Origin of the sequence: Embleya sp. NPDC127516 (assembly GCF_044765325.1) — a bacterium.
In the GTDB taxonomy this organism is placed as follows: domain Bacteria; phylum Actinomycetota; class Actinomycetes; order Streptomycetales; family Streptomycetaceae; genus Embleya.
In genome coordinates, this window is record NZ_JBIWJT010000058.1 from 1 (window position 1) to 17,134 (window position 17,134).

16 protein-coding genes are annotated in these 17,134 nt (G+C 72.0%); 6 read left to right on the top strand and 10 right to left on the bottom strand.

The features are described from left to right. Nucleotides 1-140 precede the first annotated feature (140 nt). Nucleotides 141-485 carry a cupin domain-containing protein gene (locus ACIRL2_RS49765; RefSeq protein WP_395874566.1) on the bottom strand — a complete coding sequence of 115 codons (345 nt, stop codon included), beginning with the start codon at nt 483-485 and terminating at the stop codon, nt 141-143. Nucleotides 486-644: 159 nt separating this feature from the next. On the opposite strand from ACIRL2_RS49765, the gene ACIRL2_RS49770 reads away from it, so the two are divergent. The 3 genes from ACIRL2_RS49770 to otsB are packed head-to-tail and all read left to right on the top strand — an operon-like array spanning nt 645 to nt 2,623. After that, on the top strand, nt 645-980 hold the full coding sequence (locus ACIRL2_RS49770; RefSeq protein WP_402242161.1) for a DUF3263 domain-containing protein: 336 nt from the start codon (nt 645-647) through the stop codon (nt 978-980). A 10-nt stretch (nt 981-990) separates the two neighbouring features. Beyond that, nucleotides 991-1,761, top strand: coding sequence for a LytR C-terminal domain-containing protein (locus ACIRL2_RS49775; protein ID WP_402242163.1), 771 nt, complete (start codon nt 991-993; stop codon nt 1,759-1,761). A 10-nt stretch (nt 1,762-1,771) separates the two neighbouring features. Further along, nucleotides 1,772-2,623, top strand: a complete 852-nt coding sequence (otsB, locus tag ACIRL2_RS49780; protein ID WP_395874560.1) for a trehalose-phosphatase — start codon at nt 1,772-1,774, stop codon at nt 2,621-2,623. 660 nt (nt 2,624-3,283) lie between these two features. On the opposite strand, the gene ACIRL2_RS49785 is transcribed toward otsB, so the two are convergent. Beyond that, nucleotides 3,284-4,603 carry a M14 family metallocarboxypeptidase gene (locus tag ACIRL2_RS49785; RefSeq protein ID WP_402242166.1) on the bottom strand — a complete coding sequence of 440 codons (1,320 nt, stop codon included), beginning with the start codon at nt 4,601-4,603 and terminating at the stop codon, nt 3,284-3,286. A gap of 1,087 nt (nt 4,604-5,690) precedes the next feature. On the opposite strand from ACIRL2_RS49785, the gene ACIRL2_RS49790 reads away from it, so the two are divergent. Together ACIRL2_RS49790 and ACIRL2_RS49795 are read left to right on the top strand one after the other, a co-directional pair. Continuing rightward, nucleotides 5,691-7,811: a HelD family protein gene (locus ACIRL2_RS49790; RefSeq protein ID WP_402242168.1), complete on the top strand. Its 2,121-nt coding sequence runs from the start codon at nt 5,691-5,693 to the stop codon at nt 7,809-7,811. A gap of 81 nt (nt 7,812-7,892) precedes the next feature. Beyond that, nucleotides 7,893-8,555 (top strand): metal-dependent phosphohydrolase, encoded by a 663-nt coding sequence (locus ACIRL2_RS49795; protein WP_402242170.1) that lies wholly within the window; start codon nt 7,893-7,895, stop codon nt 8,553-8,555. 40 nt (nt 8,556-8,595) lie between these two features. Here ACIRL2_RS49795 and ACIRL2_RS49800 read toward each other — a convergent pair whose 3' ends face one another. After that, entirely contained in the window at nt 8,596-8,865 is a 270-nt protein-coding gene (locus ACIRL2_RS49800; protein WP_395874554.1) for a DUF4031 domain-containing protein, read from the bottom strand. A 45-nt stretch (nt 8,866-8,910) separates the two neighbouring features. On the opposite strand from ACIRL2_RS49800, the gene ACIRL2_RS49805 reads away from it, so the two are divergent. Beyond that, nucleotides 8,911-9,294 (top strand): hypothetical protein, encoded by a 384-nt coding sequence (locus ACIRL2_RS49805; protein ID WP_395874552.1) that lies wholly within the window; start codon nt 8,911-8,913, stop codon nt 9,292-9,294. On the opposite strand, the gene ACIRL2_RS49810 is transcribed toward ACIRL2_RS49805, so the two are convergent. From ACIRL2_RS49810 to thrC, 7 genes are all read right to left on the bottom strand, one after another. Continuing rightward, nucleotides 9,258-10,265 (bottom strand): ARPP-1 family domain-containing protein, encoded by a 1,008-nt coding sequence (locus ACIRL2_RS49810; RefSeq protein ID WP_395874550.1) that lies wholly within the window; start codon nt 10,263-10,265, stop codon nt 9,258-9,260. The genes ACIRL2_RS49805 and ACIRL2_RS49810 overlap by 37 nt on opposite strands. Continuing rightward, nucleotides 10,262-11,776: a hypothetical protein gene (locus tag ACIRL2_RS49815; protein ID WP_402242174.1), complete on the bottom strand. Its 1,515-nt coding sequence runs from the start codon at nt 11,774-11,776 to the stop codon at nt 10,262-10,264. The genes ACIRL2_RS49810 and ACIRL2_RS49815 overlap by 4 nt, the downstream gene beginning before the upstream one ends. Nucleotides 11,777-12,068: 292 nt before the next feature. Beyond that, nucleotides 12,069-12,656: a Uma2 family endonuclease gene (locus ACIRL2_RS49820; protein ID WP_395874546.1), complete on the bottom strand. Its 588-nt coding sequence runs from the start codon at nt 12,654-12,656 to the stop codon at nt 12,069-12,071. A 214-nt stretch (nt 12,657-12,870) separates the two neighbouring features. Beyond that, entirely contained in the window at nt 12,871-14,496 is a 1,626-nt protein-coding gene (groL, locus tag ACIRL2_RS49825) for a chaperonin GroEL (protein ID WP_020557825.1), read from the bottom strand. Between the two features lie 451 nt (nt 14,497-14,947). After that, entirely contained in the window at nt 14,948-15,151 is a 204-nt protein-coding gene (locus tag ACIRL2_RS49830; protein WP_020557826.1) for a cold-shock protein, read from the bottom strand. A 421-nt stretch (nt 15,152-15,572) separates the two neighbouring features. Then, on the bottom strand, nt 15,573-15,851 hold the full coding sequence (locus tag ACIRL2_RS49835; RefSeq protein WP_395874544.1) for a ubiquitin-like small modifier protein 1: 279 nt from the start codon (nt 15,849-15,851) through the stop codon (nt 15,573-15,575). Then, nucleotides 15,848-17,128, bottom strand: a complete 1,281-nt coding sequence (gene thrC, locus ACIRL2_RS49840; RefSeq protein WP_402242178.1) for a threonine synthase — start codon at nt 17,126-17,128, stop codon at nt 15,848-15,850. Before thrC ends, ACIRL2_RS49835 begins: the two co-directional genes overlap by 4 nt. Nucleotides 17,129-17,134: the final 6 nt, after the last annotated feature.

Sequence of the window (17,134 nt, forward strand, 5' to 3'; positions counted from 1 at the left end):
CGAGAAGCACGTCGTATCGGGCCTGACCGCCGGATCGGTCAAGTAACCCGGACGACCCACGGCCCGGGACGACCCCGGGAAACACGAAGCCCACAGGCCTCGGGGGCCTGTGGGCTTCGGCGTGTTCGCGGACGCGGCGGCTACGGCAGGGTGATGTGGTACGCCTTGCGCAGCGTCTCGTGCACCGTCCACACCGTTTCGTCGCCCTCTTCGAGCACGCACGCGTCGCCCGGGCCGACCTCGATCGTCGCGCCGCCCCGGATTTCGATGGTGGCCCGGCCCGAGACGACCACGAACAGCTCGTTGGCCTCGGTGTCGGTCACCACGCCCGGGGTGATCTGCCAGATGCCGCGGATCTGCTTGCCGTCCTCGGACTCCCACAGGACCTTGCCCGAGACCTCGGGCGTGCCGGAGACGATCTGGGCCGGGTCGAGCGGGTCGGCTTCGAGTTCGGCGGCGGGGATATGGACGGCAAAAGTAGACATGCGGCGGAGCATATAGGCCACTGCCGCGACGCCCTCCCTCGGGTGATTCGTGGGCTTTTCCGGCGAATCACCGCGCCGGTGCGATGGTCCGTCGGCGCGGGCGGGCAGAATGCCGGAAGCGGGTCGACGGGCCCGGGCGAGGTACCGAAGGGGTGACCGATGGGCGAGGAACACGACGCGCGGCCCGAGCCGCCCGTGATTCCCGGGCAGGGCGCCGCGGCGACCTCCTCCGGAGCGGTTCCCGCCGGCGGGTTGTCCGACCGGGACCGGGACATCCTCGAATTCGAACGCCAGTGGTGGAAGCACGCGGGTGCCAAGGAACGCGCCGTGCGCGACCGCTTCGGGTTCTCCGCGACCCGCTACTTCCAGGTACTGAACACGCTGCTCGACCGCCCGGAGGCGCTCGAACACGACCCGATGCTGGTGCAGCGGCTGCGTCGGCTGCGCGAGGCGCGGCAACAGGCCCGCTCCACCGCGCGTCGATCCGGGCACTGAGGGGCCGGGGGTGTTCACCCGCCGCAAGGACGAGTACGACGTGTTCGCCGGCTTCGGTCGGTACGGCCTGATCTGGACCAACGAGGACCTGTGGGCCGAGGAGATCGAGCGGACCGGGCGAGCCGAAGGGGCCGAAGGGGCCGAAGGGGCCGAGCGGGCCGAGGCGGTCGGCGGCGGGCGCGCGGTGCCGACCGAGCGCGATCTGATCGGCGGGCTGCGGGCGTCCCCCGCCCCCGCCCGCCGGGCCGGCCCCGGGCGTCCCCGGCGCGGCCTGCTCCCGGTGGCCGCGCTCCTGGCGCTCTGCGCGGCGGCGGGTGCGCTCGCGATCGGCCGGGACGAGCCCGCGACCCGCGTGGCCGCGGACCGCGCCCGAAACGCTCCCGCTCCCGCACCGGCCCCGGTCGCGGCCCCGGCCGTGTCGGCCCGCCCGGCGCCGCCCGCCCGGGCCCCCTCGGCGCCCCGGGGAGCGCGCGGCAAGGTGGTGCTGCTCGACCAGACCAAGGTGCCCACGCTCGCCGAGCGCATGGCCCGACGGCTGGAGGCGGCGGGCTGGGAGGTCAGCGGGACCGATGTGTTCCGCGGCGCGGTCCCGGCCACCACCGTCTACCACCCGGTCGGCCAGGAACGGCAGGCGCGCGCGCTGGCCGCCGCGCTGCCCGGGATCGGCCGGATCAAGCCGGCCTTCGCCGGCATCCCGCTGCATCGACTCACCGTGATCGTGGTCGACGACCAAGTGGTGCCGCCGGCGGATCGCCTGCTCGGTTCGCTGACCACTGGGTAGGTTGGTCGGCATGACCTCGAACCGGTCCACGTTGCCCGAACCCACCACGCCGGCCGGTCGCACGGGCCTCGCCGCGTTGCTCGGCGAGCCGGCCCGAGCGGTCGTCGCGCTCGACTTCGACGGCACGCTCGCCCCGATCGTCGACCGCCCGGACCAGGCCCGCGCGGACATGCGCGCGGTCCGGGCGTTGTCCCGACTGACCCCGCACCTGGCGGCGACGGTGATCGTCACCGGTCGTCCCGCCGCGGTCGCCGTCGAGTACGGCCGCTTTCGCGGCGTCGCCGGGCTCGAACAACTCGTCGTCCTGGGCCACTACGGCCTGGAGCGCTGGGACGCGGCGACCGGCCGGGTCAGCGCGCCCGAGCCACCGCGCGGGGTGGGGGAGGTGCGGCTCGCGCTGCCCGGACTGCTGCACTCGCTCGACGTGTGGAACAGCACCTGGATCGAGGACAAGGGCAGCGCACTGGCCGTGCACACCCGCCGCGCCCCGGACCCGGACGCCACCTTCGCGCTGCTGCGCGACCCGCTCGCCGAACTCGCGGCGCGGCACGACCTGGCCGTCGAGCCGGGCCGCTACGTGCTGGAACTGCGTCCCCGGGGAATGGACAAGGGCCGCGCGCTGACCGGCTTCCTCAAGGAGAAGCAGGCCGGGTCGGTGCTCTTCGCCGGCGACGACCTCGGCGACCTCGCCGCCTTCGAGGCGGTCGAGGAACTGCGCGAACAGGGCGTCGCCGGCCTCACCGTGTGCAGCGGCTCGGCCGAGGTGCACGCCTTGGCCGAGCGCGCCGACTTGGTCGTCCCCGGCCCGGAGGGCGTCGCCGAGCTACTGGCCGCGCTCGCGGACCGGGTCGAGGGGGCATAGGCGGGTTCGGCGGCTTTGTTCTCGGCGGGTGGAGAGTGTGTGGGGTGCGTGCGGTGCTCTCGTTGTGAGCGGTGCTCTTGAGTGTGAGTGGCGCTCTCGCTGTGGGCGGTGCTCTTGAGTGTGAGTGGCGCTCTCGGCTGTGAGCGCCGCTCTTACTGCGAGCAGTGCTCTCGCCGTGAGCGGTGCTCTCTCCCACATGCGCGAGAGCGGTGCTCTTTGGTGTGAGCGGTGCTCTCGCCGCGGGCAATGCTCTCGCGGCCGGCGGTGCGCTTACGGCGGGCAGTGCTCTCGCTGCGAGCCGGCTCCCAATGCGTGCGGTGCTCTCGTTGTGAGCAGTGCTCTCGTCATGGGTGGTGCTCTCACGGCGAGCGGTGCTCTCGGTGTACGCGTTGCTCCTGCTGAGAGCGCTGCTCTCGTTGTGAGCAGTGGTCTCGTCACGGGGCAGTGCTCTCGTTGTGAGCGGCGCTCTCCATGTGGGCGGTGCGCTCGCTGTGGGCAGTGTTCTCATACTGCGACGCGAGCACCGCACATGTGGAGAGCACTGCTCGCGGCGGGTTCTTACGCGTGCGCTCGCTCGGGATCCTTGCGCTCGTGCGCTCGGTCGGTGCTCGTCGCCGCGGCCTCGTGTTCGTTCGGGACGCGCCGGGCCCGCCCGTCCCATCAGGACTTGTCTCCGGTCGCCGGTGATTCTCCCGCGCAGGGCAAGGGGGTTGCCTCCGCGACCGCGAAGCGTGCCCTCGGGTCCAGCAGCAACGCGGCCATCGCGCCCGCCGGTTGCGCCGTCTCCACCCGCAGGTCGGGCTCGACCCGGATGCCGTGCGCGGCCAACGCGGCCCGCGCGTCGGCGTACCCGGTGGGTGTCAGCTGATACGCGCATGGCATCGGCCCGACCGCAGTTCGGCCGGCCGGGACGTTGTCGGCCCCGTCGAAGTACACCGGTCCGCCGCCGTGCATGGCCCGCTCCCGGGACGCGCGTACCGCCGCGACGATGGTGTCTCCGCGCTCGGCAGCCATCCGCAGCGTGGCCCGCGCGGCCACCAGGTGCGCGGCCACCCGCCGCCGCCCGAGGAGGCCCGGATCCGCGCGTTCCAGAGCCGAGATGGGCCGCCGGGCGATCTCGACCAGCACCGCGACCGCGTGATCGAGCCCGGCTGCGTTGCGCAGCAGCCGCTCGTCCGCGTCACCGCCGAGTTGCCGACCCGCCGTGCCCTCTCCGTAGACACCCGCCGCCCAGCCCGCCGCGGGTAGCGCGGTGCCGATCCGATCGCGGGTCAACTCGATAGCCAGGGACCGTAGTTCGGGTGCCACGTTGAGGTTGCGCGGCCACAGGTACAGGGTCGGCGTCGGGTATGTGCCGGTCGGTACGTCGAACTCGTGCAGGTCGTGCACGATGTGCGGGCGCGCCTCGCGGAGTACCTGCCGGATGGCCCGTGCCTCGGGCGAACTCACCGCTACGTGGTCGCGGTTGAGATCCACCCCCTCTGCGGTGGTGCGGGTGCCCGCCACCAGTCCGTCCGGGTTCGGCGTGGCCAGCACGAGGACGGTGACCCGCTCCAGCAGCCGACGCCCCGCCGGCGAACGATCGGCGGCCAGGTCCCGAACCAGCTTCAGGCATGCCTCCCGACCGGCAGGCTCATCGCCGTGCTGACCGCACACGAACAGCACGCGGACCGGTTCGGGCACCGTACTTATCCCGGCCACGGTGATCAGTTCGAGCGCTCGGCCGCGCGCGCTGGTGCCGACCCGGGTCACGGTGACCCGCGCGGCGCCCCACCCGGCCCGTTCCGGACCCGGGCTCGCCGAGACCAGGTCGCGCAGGAGGTCGCGCTCCTGGGAGAGCGTCGTCCAGGCGGTCCCGCCGCGCCGCTCGAAACCGGTTGGTACCCGGCCTCCGCGCCCACTGCCCGGCGGAGCCGGCGCGAGCGCGATCCCGGCCACCAGTGCCATCGCGAGCACCATCCTCGCCGTCCACGCCCTCATCCCCGAACCACCTTCCCCTTCACCACGATCGACACCCCGCCACCGCCCCGAGCGATCGCCCACGCACCCACGCCGTCGTCGAACCCGCGTATCGAACCCGGGCGTCGGACCCGGGCGCCGAACCCACGCGCCGAACCCACGCGTCGAGCCCGCCCGTCGGACCCGCGTGCCGAGCCCGCCCGTCGGACCCGCGTGCCGAGCCCGCCCGTCGGACCCGCGCGTCGAGCCCGCGTGCCGAGCCCGCCCGTCGGACCCGCGTGCCGAGCCCGCCCGTCGGACCCGCGCGTCGAGCCCGCGCGTCGAGCCCGCCCGTCGGACCCGCGTGCCGAGCCCGCCCGTCGGACCCGCGCGTCGAGCCCGCGTGCCGAGCCCGCCCGTCGAGCCCGCGCGTCGAGCCCGCCCGTCGGACCCGCGCGTCGAGCCCGCGCGTCGAGCCCGCGCGTCGAGCCCGCGCGTCGAGCCCGCGCGTCGAGCCCGCGCGTCGAGCCCGCGCGTCGAGCCCGCGCGTCGGACCCGCGCGTCGAGCCCGCGTGCCGAGCCCGCCCGTCGGACCCGCCCGTCGAACCCGCCCGTCGAACCCGCCCGTCGAACCCACGCGTCGAACCCGCCCGTCGGACCCGCGCGTCGGACCCGCCCGTCGAACCCGCCCGTCGGACCCGCGTGCCGAGCCCGCGTGCCGAACCCACGCGTCGGACCCGCGTGCCGAGCCCACACGCCGAGCCCGCGCATCGGACCCACGCATGGAACCCACCCGCCGAGCCCGCATTTCGAACCCGCACGTTTTCGGCCGTCACCCACCCCCACCCGGTGTCCGTTCGCGGTCCTTCCGTCCCTTCGCCTCCACACCTCGGCAACAGAGCATGGCCTGCGATAGGGAGTTGATGGGAGAGCCGGACTCCCCTAGGCTCGCTGATTCCGCTGTCCCACCCAGTGCAGTGATCGGGAACCGTCCTCGGCGCCCGGCACCGGTGGGCCGCGCGGGCCGCCGCCTTCGGGCGCCCGGCCCGTGCCCTCCGCAGGGGCGCACCAGGACGTGACATCGCGCACGGCCGGGCTCCGATCCGTCGCCGCCACGAACCGGAGAGACATGTCCGCGCCCGCCACACCCGGCCCCGCCCTGCCCACCCACGACGCGCTCGCCGTCGAACGCGCCTACCTCGACTCCTCCCGCGCCGCGCTGCGCCGGATGCGCGAGGAGACCGAGGCACTGGACCTGCGCGATGTCGGTGCCACCGCCGTCGCCAACGAGACCGCACAACACCTGATCGCCAAGCGGATCGCCGCGCTGGCCGACCACGCCGGCTCGCCGCTGTTCTTCGGCCGGGTCGACGGCCGGTTCGCCGACGGCGTCGAGGGCGTCGAACCGGTCGAGGTGAGCGCCGACCCGAGCAAGCCGGTCGAGTCCTTCTGGATCGGCCGCCGACACGTGCACGACGAACTCGGCGACCCGATGGTGGTGGACTGGCGCGCGCCGCTGTCCCGCGCCTTCTACCGGGCCAACCGCGCCGAGCCGCTCGGCGTCGAACTGCGCCGCCGGTTCGGCTGGACGGCGGGCGAGCTGACCGCGTTCGAGGACGAGCACCTGAGCGACCCGGACGAGGCGGACACCGCGAGCGGGATTCTCGCGGCGGAGATCGAGCGCCCGCGCGTGGGGCCGATGCGCGACATCGTCGCGACCATCCAGCCCGAGCAGGACGAGATCGTGCGCTCCGACCTGGGCCGCACGCTGTGCGTCCAGGGCGCGCCCGGCACCGGCAAGACCGCCGTCGGCCTGCACCGCGTGGCCTGGCTGCTGTACGCCTACCGGGACCGCCTCGCCCGCAGCGGCACCCTGGTGGTCGGCCCGAACCGGTCCTTCCTCGACTACATCCAGCAGGTGCTGCCCGCGCTCGGCGAGATCGAGGTCGGCCAGACCACCGTCGAGGACCTGGTCACCCGCACCTCCAAGATCAAGGTCCGGGCACTCGACGAGGCGGAGTCCGGCACGATCAAGGGCGACGCGCGGATGGCCGAGGTGCTCCGGCGCGCGGTGTGGTCTGGGCTGCGCGCGCCGACCGAGTCGGTGGCCGTGGTCCGCGACTCGCGCACATGGCGACTGGCGGTGTACGAGGTCGAGGAACTGGTGGCCGCGCTGCGCACGCGCGACGTGCGCTACGGCGCCGCGCGCGACATGCTCCGCCAACGGCTCGCGCACGCGCTGCTGACCAAGATGGAGGAGCGCGGCGAATCCCCGGACGACCGGGTCCAGGACGCGGTCGCGCGCAGCCGACCGGTCAAGGCGGCGGTGGACGCGATCTGGCCCGCGGTGGACCCGCTCAAGCTGGTGTTCCGGCTGCTGGGCGACGCCGGGTTCCGGGCCGCGTGCGCGGACGGCGTACTGACCGCCGACGAACAGGCCGCGATCGGCTGGGCCACGCCGCCGCGCGGGGTGGGATCCGCGCGCTGGACCGTGGCCGACGCGGTGCTCGTGGACGAGACCGCCGACCTGCTCTACCGCACCGGCGGCTACGGACACGTGGTGATCGACGAGGCGCAGGACCTGTCCCCGATGCAACTGCGCGCGGTGGGCCGGCGTTGTTCCACCGGCTCGGCCACGGTGCTCGGCGACATCGCGCAGGGCACCACGCCGTGGGCCACCCTCGGCTGGGCGCAGACGCTGCACCACCTGGGGCACGAGGGGGCCAGGGTCGAGGAGCTGACCCGGGGCTTCCGAGTGCCGCTCCAGATCCTGGAGTTCGCGAGCCGGCTGCTGCCGGTGATCGCCCCCGGCCTGGCCCCGGCGTCCTCGGTCCGCCAGGCGGCCGGCGCACTCGCCCTGCGCCCGGTCGAGGCCGACGAACTGGCCGCCCGGTCCGCCGACGCGGCCCTGGAACTGCTCGCGCACGAAGGCTCGATCGGCCTGATCTGCGCCGACGCGCGGGTGTCGGAGGTCGCCGACGCGTTGCGCGCGACCGGCGCCGCGCACCGGGTGCTGGGCGAGGAGGGCGGCGCCGAGGAGGCCCGGATCAGCGTGGTGCCCGCGTCACTGGCCAAGGGTCTGGAGTTCGACCACGTCGCGGTCGCCGAACCGGCCGAGATCGTGGACGCCGAGGCCCAGGGGCTGCGCCGGCTCTACGTGGTGCTCACCCGCGCGGTGTCCGCGCTGGTCGTGCTGCACGCGCGCCCGCTCCCGGAACCGCTGGCGGTACCGGTCCTGCCGCATCGGTGACGGGCATCCAATACGAGTGAACCGCGTGTGTCGAACCGGTTGGTGGTCGGCTTCGCTCGCTCGTTCTGCCATGCTGGCCGGGTGGAACGTATCCAGGAGTCCGCGACTGTGACACTGCGGGACCAATGGGCCCGGCTCGTCGGTGAGCACGCCGAGGCGGGCGCCGTCGTCGAGAGCCTGCTGGCGCGCTATGCCGAGCCGCACCGCCGCTATCACGACACCGACCATCTGCGCACCGTGCTCGACCTGGTCGGCGAACTGGCCTACGAGGCCGACGACGCCGACGCGGTCGTGCTCGCCGCGTGGTTCCACGACGCGGTCTACGACCCGGCCCGGGCCGACAACGAGGAGCGCAGCGCGCGGCTGGCCGAGCGCGGCCTGCGCGAGGCGGGCGTGGACCCGGCCCTGGTGGCCGAGACGGTGCGCCTGGTCCGGGTGACCGCCGAGCACGCGCCCGGCGAGCACGACCACAACGCGCACGTCCTGTGCGACGCGGACCTGGCCATCCTGGCCGCCGACCGCGAGCGCTACGAGGCGTACACGGCGGCGGTCCGCGAGGAGTACGCGTTCGTTCCGGACGAGGCGTTCCGCGCCGCCCGCGCCGCCGTGCTGCGCGACCTGATGTCGCTGCCCCGGCTGTTCCACACCCGCCTGGGCGCGGCACGGTACGAGGAGGCGGCCCGCTACAACATGCGCGCCGAGCTGGAACGACTCGAGGGCACGATCCCGCGCCAGCAGTCCTGACCCGGCGCCTGCCGGCTCGGCACGGCGGACGCCGCCGCGTCTAGCGCGGGCGGTACCGCTTGCGCCGGCGCAGCCCCGCCCGGGTCAGCCGGATCACCAGTTCCCGACTGGAGACCGGCTCGGCCCCGTTCGCCACCGCCCGCGCGTACAGGTCGGCCGGGACGTCGTAGTGATCCCGGTCGAACGCACGCTCCGGCGCGCCGAGTTCGCGTGCGAACGCGTGCAGTTCGGCGTGCGAGACGTCGCTGACGAGGTGCGACCACAGCCGCCCGCGTCCGGGCCAGGCCGGGGGATCGATGAGGAGTGCCACGCCGTCGATTCTCGTATACGCCGCGATCGCGCACACTTGTGGACCATGAGCAAGGATCCGACCGACGTCGCCCTGTTGACCGCCCGCGCCCTGGTCCTGGCCGATTTGCGCACGCACGGCGTCGAGACCCCCGAGACCGTGACCGTGGTCGAGCACGCGCTGGTCGAGCGCAAGTGGTGGGTCGAGCAGTGGCCCGACGGCGCCGCGTACGTCCCCGGACTGATCGGCCAGGACGTCCAGGAGGCGCTCACCGAGCAGGGCACGGTGTGGCCGCCGTGCCCGCGGCACGACGACCACCCGCTCTACCTCGAACCCGAGCTGGGCGAGGACCCGCACTGGGTCTGCGAACGGGACGCCGAGGTGATCGCCCCGCTCGGCGGCCTCGCGCCCACTCAGCCGCCGAACGAGCGCGCCGTCAACGACGCGTAGATCGGCCGGTCGCCGCCGACCGCGTACGCGCCGACCAGCCGCTCGCTCTGCGCCCGGCCCACGGTGACACCGGCGGCCGTGTGCTCCGGCGTCACCGTCACCACCTGCGCGCCGGCGGCGTCCAGCGTGTGCTCGGCGCGCCGCCGCTCCTCGGCGTCGGCGACCCGCAGCGCCTGGGCGAGCACGTCGTACGGGTCGCCGGCCGCCGCGCCGTCGCGGCCGGGCAGGCTCAGCACGGTCCGGCTCGGCGGCGGATCACCCGCGTCGTGCAGGCCGTAACGCAGCGCCTCCGCGCCGTAGCAGAACCGGATCAGCGGCTCCCACATCGCCGACCAGTACGCCCGCGAGGGCGCCCGCTCGATCCCGGCGATCTCGCCGTCCAGCAGCACCACCGCGCCCACCTGCTCGTCGACGCACTCGAACTCGGCGACGAAACGTTCGAGCTCGAGCGCGAAGTGCTTCAGGAACAGCGCCAGGTTCCCGGTCTCGGCGAGGCCGGAGGACACGTTGAAGCGCTGCACGGCCGGCCACAACCTGCTGTACCCGTCCGCGTCCGCGCTCGCCGACGCGGCGGCGCGCAGCGCGAGCGGCAGCACGGCGAGCGGCCGCGGCGCCTCGGGGATCAGCCCGGGCTGGGTCTGCTGGACGCACATCGCCGCGTCGAAGGCGAGCCGATCCGAGGGCTCGACCATGGCGGCGCGTGGCATCGCGTGGTCCTGCGCGCTCTGCTCGACGATCACCGCGAGGTGGCACGGGACCAGCGCGACGTTCGGCGTGTGGTTGACGAAGGTGAGCGTGCCGTAGCCACTCGTGCCGATCCACAGATCGGTCGGGAGCGTCACTGCGGGCGCGTCGCAGGTGTCGCCGAGCAGCGGCAACACCTGCATCCGGCCGACGCTCTGCACCCGACCCAGGGTGCAGCCGGTCAGCAGGTCGCCGATCGGCAGCGCGTCGTGGGCGAGGGTGTTCATCCGGTCACCTCCAGGTGGGCCAGGCGCAGCAGGGCGGGTACGGCGGCGGCCGGGTCGGCGGCCAACATCAGCCGGCACCAAGCGAGTTCGAGAACCTCGGGACGATGGACGGGGGCCGTGGGCAGGTTCGGCGCGTAGCCGCGCAGGCCGCCCGCCTCGGCCGCGAGCACGGGCGAGAGCTGGACCACCGGCACCGCGACGCCGAGGGTGTGCGCGGCGTCGAGCACCTGTGCGAACCGCCCGGCGGGCGCGTTCTCGTAGCCGTCGCCGATCACCACGATCAGCTCGGCGCCGGTGCGCAGCGCGGCGACCAGGGCCTCGGCCGCCGCCGTGGCGCCGGTGGGTCGCACCAGTCGGCCGTCCGGGGCGCCGCCGATCCACACGTCGTGGCACTCGCCCGCCGCCGCCCGCAGCGCGTCGCGCAGCGCGAGCACCGTGGCGATCGGCCGCAGCGGCTGATCGGCGCCACCGCGCATCGAGGCGGACCCGTCCAGGACCAGGGCGATCCGACGGCCGGCCAGGTCGAGCCCGGCGGCACCGGCCGCGGCCCGCCGATCCAGCGCCGCGGCGACCTCGTCGGTCATCCCGGTCGCGAACGCGTAGAGGTAGAGCCGGACCGCGTCGTAGCGGTCGAGGTCGACCTCGACCTCGACGCCCGCGCGCTCGGCCTGCCGCTGTCCGGCGAGCCGCTGGCCGACGGTCAGCCGATCGGCGGTCAGCGCCAGGACGCGCGCGGGCTTCTCGTCCGGGTGGAATCGGCCGCGCAGCCCTTCGAGCGTCTCCAGCGGCAGTGCCGCGCCCGCGTCCAGGTCGGTGCGGGCGGCTCGATACGCGACCGGGAGCGGCAGCGTGTACGGGCCGTCGGCGCCGAGCACGAACGCGACGCACTCGCGCGTGACGGCGGCGTCGGCCGGGTCGGGCGCCCAGCGGTCGAGCTCGCGGGCTAGGATGCGCAGTTCCTTCGGGTCGAGTTCCGCGCCGGCGAGCTGCTTGGTCAGGATCGAGCGCAGGATGCCGCTCAGCCGAAGACCCCACGCGTGCCGCAGGGCGCCGGCGAGCTTGTCCCGGTAGCGCACCGACCACAACTCCAGTGAGCCGGAGCCCAGGACGCTGCGCAGGATCAGCCGGCGCACCCGCGCGTTGTTGACCCGCCGCTCGGCCAGCAGCCCGAACAGCTTGAGTCGGCGCGGCACGGTCAGCGCGGCCACCGCGTCGTACACGGCGGTGCCGTCGTCCTCGCGCGCGGGCGTGTCGAGCAGGTGCAGCACGCCGAGCTGCCGGCTGCGGTCGGTGGCTCCGGGGGAGCACACCAGACCCGCGTACAACCGCCGGTCCAGTGCGATCATCGCGCGGTGCGCGTCCTGCTCCAAGGCGAGCTGCTCGTCGCGGGTGTTGTAGAAGGAGGCCCGCCCGGTCGCGGCCACGGCGACGTCCAGGAAGCGGACGACGGTGGCGGCGGCCTCGGCGCGGGCCGGATTGTCGGCGCTCAGGGCGCGGGTGATCTCGGTCATCGAAAGGCTCCCCCGTGGGCACCCGGGGCAGGTCGCGGGTCCGGTGTGTGGTCCCCGGACGAACCTGGGACCGCTTCCGACCCATGGGAAACGGCTCTGTACGAACACGCAGTTCCCCGGGTGCGATGGCACGCGACTCCGGGCAGGTCACGGGTCCCGGATAGGGATTCGAACCCCAAGCACCCCAAAAGCGCTTGTACGCCAAGACAGAAGGAACGCGTAGTTCCCGGAGTCGCACCACGAGCCTACGAGCGAGGTGCCGCCGACGCCGGCCAATATCGGTCGAGTCGAATCAGACCCCGAAGAGCGACGTATCGAGGTCGATTCCGAAAGGCTCGGGGATGGTGATCGACTCGCCGATCGATACCCGGAGTTCCCCGTGGTATCTCCTGCCGTCGGGCGCGGAGAAGAGCTTCACGGAAGGACCCTCCTTGTCCCAGCGGTCGATGAGCAGGTAGAGCGGCACCTGGGCCCGGGCGTAGGCCTCGAGCTTGGTTACCCGATCGTGGTCCGCATTGTCCTTGGAGGTGATCTCGGCGATGAGGAGGGCGCACCGTGCCGGGGTCGGCGCCGTGTCGTGTTCGGGATCCAACCCGATGTCGTCGACCGGCATCACGACGACGTCCGGGATGTAGAGCCGAAACATCGGCGCGATACTCACACCGAGCGTTTGGAAGATCTCACAGTTCTCCGGGGTGACCGTAAGCAACGCCCGCTGGAGGCGGGACGCAATCAGATTGTGCGTATTTGCCGGCGGTGGCGACATGACGATGCTTCCCCCCGTGATCTCGGCGCGCCAGCCGTCGGGCACGTCCAGCTCCTGCCACGTGGACACCAGTCGGTGCCAGGTGTCGCTCGCCTCGATCACGGGTGCGGTCATGTCGTCCACCTCATCCACCTCGGTCCGCGCTGTAGCAGGAGCGACGCTATGTGCCGCCCGGAGACCATTTCAGGGTAAGTCGCCACCGCCACTCGAACGAGCGAACACGCTTCGAACACCGCCGCAATCCGTCCCGGGAACGCGAAAGAGGCGGCCCCCCGAAGGGGACCGCCTCTCGCGTCAAGACCGTGCGGGTCTACCGATCCTCAGCGGATCAGAAGTCCATGCCGCCCATGTCCGGAGCGCCGCCGGCCGGGGCCGGGTTCTTCTCCGGCTTGTCGGCGATGACAGCCTCGGTGGTCAGGAACAGCGCGGCGATCGACGCGGCGTTCTGCAGCGCGGAACGGGTGACCTTCGCCGGGTCGATGATGCCCTCGGCGATGAGGTCCACGTACTCGCCGGTCGCGGCGTTGAGGCCGTGACCCGGGGTCAGGTTGCGCACCTTCTCCACAACCACGCCGCCCTCGAGGCCGGCGTTGACCGCGATCTGCTTGAGCGGGGCCTCGACGGCCAGGCGCACGATGTTCGCGCCGGTCGCCTCGTCGCCGTCCAGCTCGAGCTTGTCGAACGCGATGGTCGACGCCTGGAGCAGGGCCACGCCACCACCGGCGACGATGCCCTCTTCGACGGCGGCCTTCGCGTTGCGCACCGCGTCCTCGATGCGGTGCTTGCGCTCCTTGAGCTCGACCTCGGTCGCGGCGCCGGCCTTGATCACGGCAACGCCGCCGGCCAGCTTCGCGAGACGCTCCTGGAGCTTCTCGCGGTCGTAGTCCGAGTCCGAGTTCTCGATCTCGGCGCGGATCTGGTTGACCCGACCCGCGACCTGGTCCGAGTCACCGGCACCGTCGACGATGGTCGTCTCGTCCTTGGTGACGACGACCTTGCGGGCGCGGCCGAGGAGTTCGAGACCCGCGGTGTCGAGCTTGAGGCCGACCTCCTCGGAGATGACCTGGCCACCGGTGAGGATGGCGATGTCGCCGAGCATGGCCTTGCGACGGTCGCCGAAGCCCGGCGCCTTGACGGCGACGGACTTGAAGGTGCCGCGGATCTTGTTGACGACGAGCGTGGCCAGGGCCTCGCCCTCGACGTCCTCGGAGATGATCATGAGCGGCTTACCCGACTGCATGACCTTCTCCAGCAGCGGGAGGAGGTCCTTCACCGAGGTGATCTTCGAGTTGACGATGAGCACGTAGGCGTCTTCGAGGACGGCCTCCATGCGCTCCATGTCGGTCGCGAAGTACGGCGAGATGTAGCCCTTGTCGAAGCGCATGCCCTCGGTGAGCTCGAGCTCGAGACCGAAGGTGTTGCTCTCCTCGACGGTGATGACGCCTTCCTTGCCGACCTTGTCCATGGCCTCGGCGATCATCTCGCCGATCAGGGGGTCCGCGGCGGAGATCGAGGCGGTGGAGGCGATCTGCTCCTTCGTCTCGACGTCCTTGGCAAGCGCGAGAAGCTGCTCGGAGACGGCCTCGACGGCCTTCTCGATGCCACGCTTGAGGGCCATCGGGTTCGCGCCGGCGGCCACGTTGCGCAGGCCCTCGCGTACGAGCGCCTGGGCGAGGACGGTCGCGGTCGTCGTGCCGTCACCGGCGACGTCGTCCGTCTTCTTCGCGACCTCCTTGACCAGCTCCGCACCGATCTTCTCGTACGGGTCCTCGAGCTCGATCTCCTTGGCGATGCTCACACCATCGTTGGTGATGGTGGGCGCACCCCACTTCTTCTCGAGCACGACGTTGCGGCCCTTGGGGCCCAGCGTGACCTTGACGGCGTCGGCGAGCTGGTTCATCCCGCGCTCGAGGCCGCGGCGCGCTTCCTCGTTGAACGCGATGATCTTGGCCATGTGGTGAAGTCCTCCCAGAACGGGGGTGAGTGCCGGACCGCACAGGTGCCCGCGACGGACGACCCGACCACCGCGAGGATCCCTCCCTCACGGGTGCCGAGCCTCACCGGCTCGGTCCGTTTCTGTCACTCTCACATCCAGAGTGCTAACGCCAATGATTAGCACTCGACCATGCCGAGTGCAAGCGCAACGGCCGGTCCCGACCCGTCCGCGCACACCCCCGCGCGTGTCGCACGAAGCGCGGGTCCGCACGGCCGCACGTACAACGACCGGGGCCCGGCCCCCGCATGGCGGGAAGGCCGGGCCCCGGTCGCTGATCACACCCGATACGCATCCGATCCGACCATCGGACAACAGGCCGGACGAGAGATCGGGACAAGTGTTGTGCTGCGATGTGTCGTGCAGTCCGTGGTGTGGACCGTTTCAAGCAGAGGAGCGGATGCCCCCTGGTTCAGGCGGTGACGCGGACCATGTCGGCCTGCGGCCCCTTCTGCCCCTGCGAGATCTCGAACTCGACTCGCTGCCCCTCCTCGAGCGTCCGGTACCCGTCCATCTGGATCGCGCTGTAGTGGACGAAAACGTCCGCACCACCGTCGACCGCGATGAAGCCGTACCCCTTCTCCGCGTTGAACCACTTGACGGCGCCCTGAGCCATTCCTAACTCCCCTGTTACTGGCCCTTTCACGGATACTGCACGCCGCAGCTCCGGGTTCGTATCCAGAAGGACCCGGCCTTCCGCTACGACCGCGGCTGAATGTATCCGGACGGATGCCCGGAGCAACAGGTCAATCGGACGAGAATTCCCGAGTGAATAAAGCTCGCATTCTTCGTGAATCACCAGGAAAGCCGTATTTCAATACGTCAGGAAAACGACTTTCGATACATATCGGGTGTGATCTCGACCACGGGTTTACCGACGCAACGCCGCCAAAGCGGGGAAATGGACCCGGGTAAACACGTGTAACGCACGTCGGCCGGGGAGAGAGGAAATCCGCCGCCCGGTGCTCCGGACGGCGGATTTCTCGGTTCCGTTTCGTGGTCCGTGCCGATGAAGATCGACAAGGTCGCCTATCGCGTCAGCAACCGCCGGCGACCGCCGGGATGATCGAAACGCTGCCGTTGTCGGGGATCGTGGTGGCGAGACCGTCCGCGAAGCGCACGTCCTCGTCGTTCACGTACAGATTCACAAAGCGGCGCAGCTTGCCCTCGTCGTCGAGGATGCGTGCGCGAATTCCGGTGTGGTCCTTTTCCAGGGCGTCCAGGACCTCGGCGAGGGTGCTTCCCTCGACGGACACCTCGGCCGCCCCACCCGTGTAGGTGCGCAGGATCGTCGGGATGCGAACGGAGACGCTCATGCCAGGCCGGCCTTTCGGAAGGATTCCAGAGTGGGTCGAATGGTCGCGGTGGCGCCGGTGGTCGGCGTGACCGCGTCCAACGTCTTGAGGCCGTCGCCCGTGTTGAGCACGACCGTCTCGGCGTCCGGGTCCAGCGCGCCGGACGCGAGCAGCTTGCGCAGGCAGCCGACGGTCACGCCACCGGCGGTCTCGCCGAAGATGCCCTCGGTGCGGGCCAGCAGCTTCATCGCCTCGACCACCTCGGCGTCGGTGACGTCCTCCACCGCGCCGCCGGTGCGCTTGCACACGTCCAGCACGTACGGGCCGTCGGCCGGGTTGCCGATCGCGAGCGACTTGGCGATCGTGTCCGGCCGCACCGGGCGGATCACGTCGTGGCCGGCCTTCCACGCGGCGGCCACCGGGGAGCACCCGGTGGCCTGCGCGCCGAAGATCTTGTACGGCGCGTCCTCGACCAGCCCCAGCGCGATCAGCTCGCGGAAGCCCTTGTCGATCTTGGTGAGCTGCGAACCCGACGCGATCGGGATGACGATCTGCTCGGGCAGCCGCCAGCCGAGCTGCTCGGCGATCTCGTACGCGAGCGTCTTGGAACCCTCGCCGTAGTACGGCCGCAGGTTGACGTTGACGAAGCCCCAGTCCTCACCGGCCGGGTCGCCGATCAGCTCCGAGCAGAACCGGTTGACCTCGTCGTAGGTGCCCTCGATGGCGACCAGCTCGCCGCCGTACACGGCCGCCGTGACGACCTTGCCGGCCTCCAGGTCGGAGGGGATGAACACGCAGCTCCGCAGGCCCGCCCGGGCGGCGGCGGCACCCACCGCGCCGGCCAGGTTGCCGGTGGAGGAGCAGGAGAGGGTGGTGAAGCCGAACGTGCGCGCGGCCTCGACGGCGATCGCGACCACGCGGTCCTTGAAGGAGTGCGTCGGGTTGCCCGAGTCGTCCTTGACGTGCAGCTTCGCGATGCCCAGCTCGCGGCCCAGGTTCTCGGCGCGGACCAGCTTGGTGAAACCGGGGTTCAGATTGGGCCGGGACGCGACGTCCGCGGACACCGGCAGGAGCGGCGCGTAGCGCCAGATGTTCTGCGGGCCGGCCTCGATCTGCTCACGTGTGACGGTGCCGAAGTCGTAGGCCACCTCGAGCGGGCCGAAACAGGACTCGCAGGCGTACTTGGGACCCAGTTCGGTGCGTTCGCCGCACTCGCGACACGACAGCGCGACGGCCGGACCGAAGGAGGTGGAGGTGGAGGTGGCGCTGGTGGAACGGGTGGCGGTGGGTGTCGCCATGGCGAG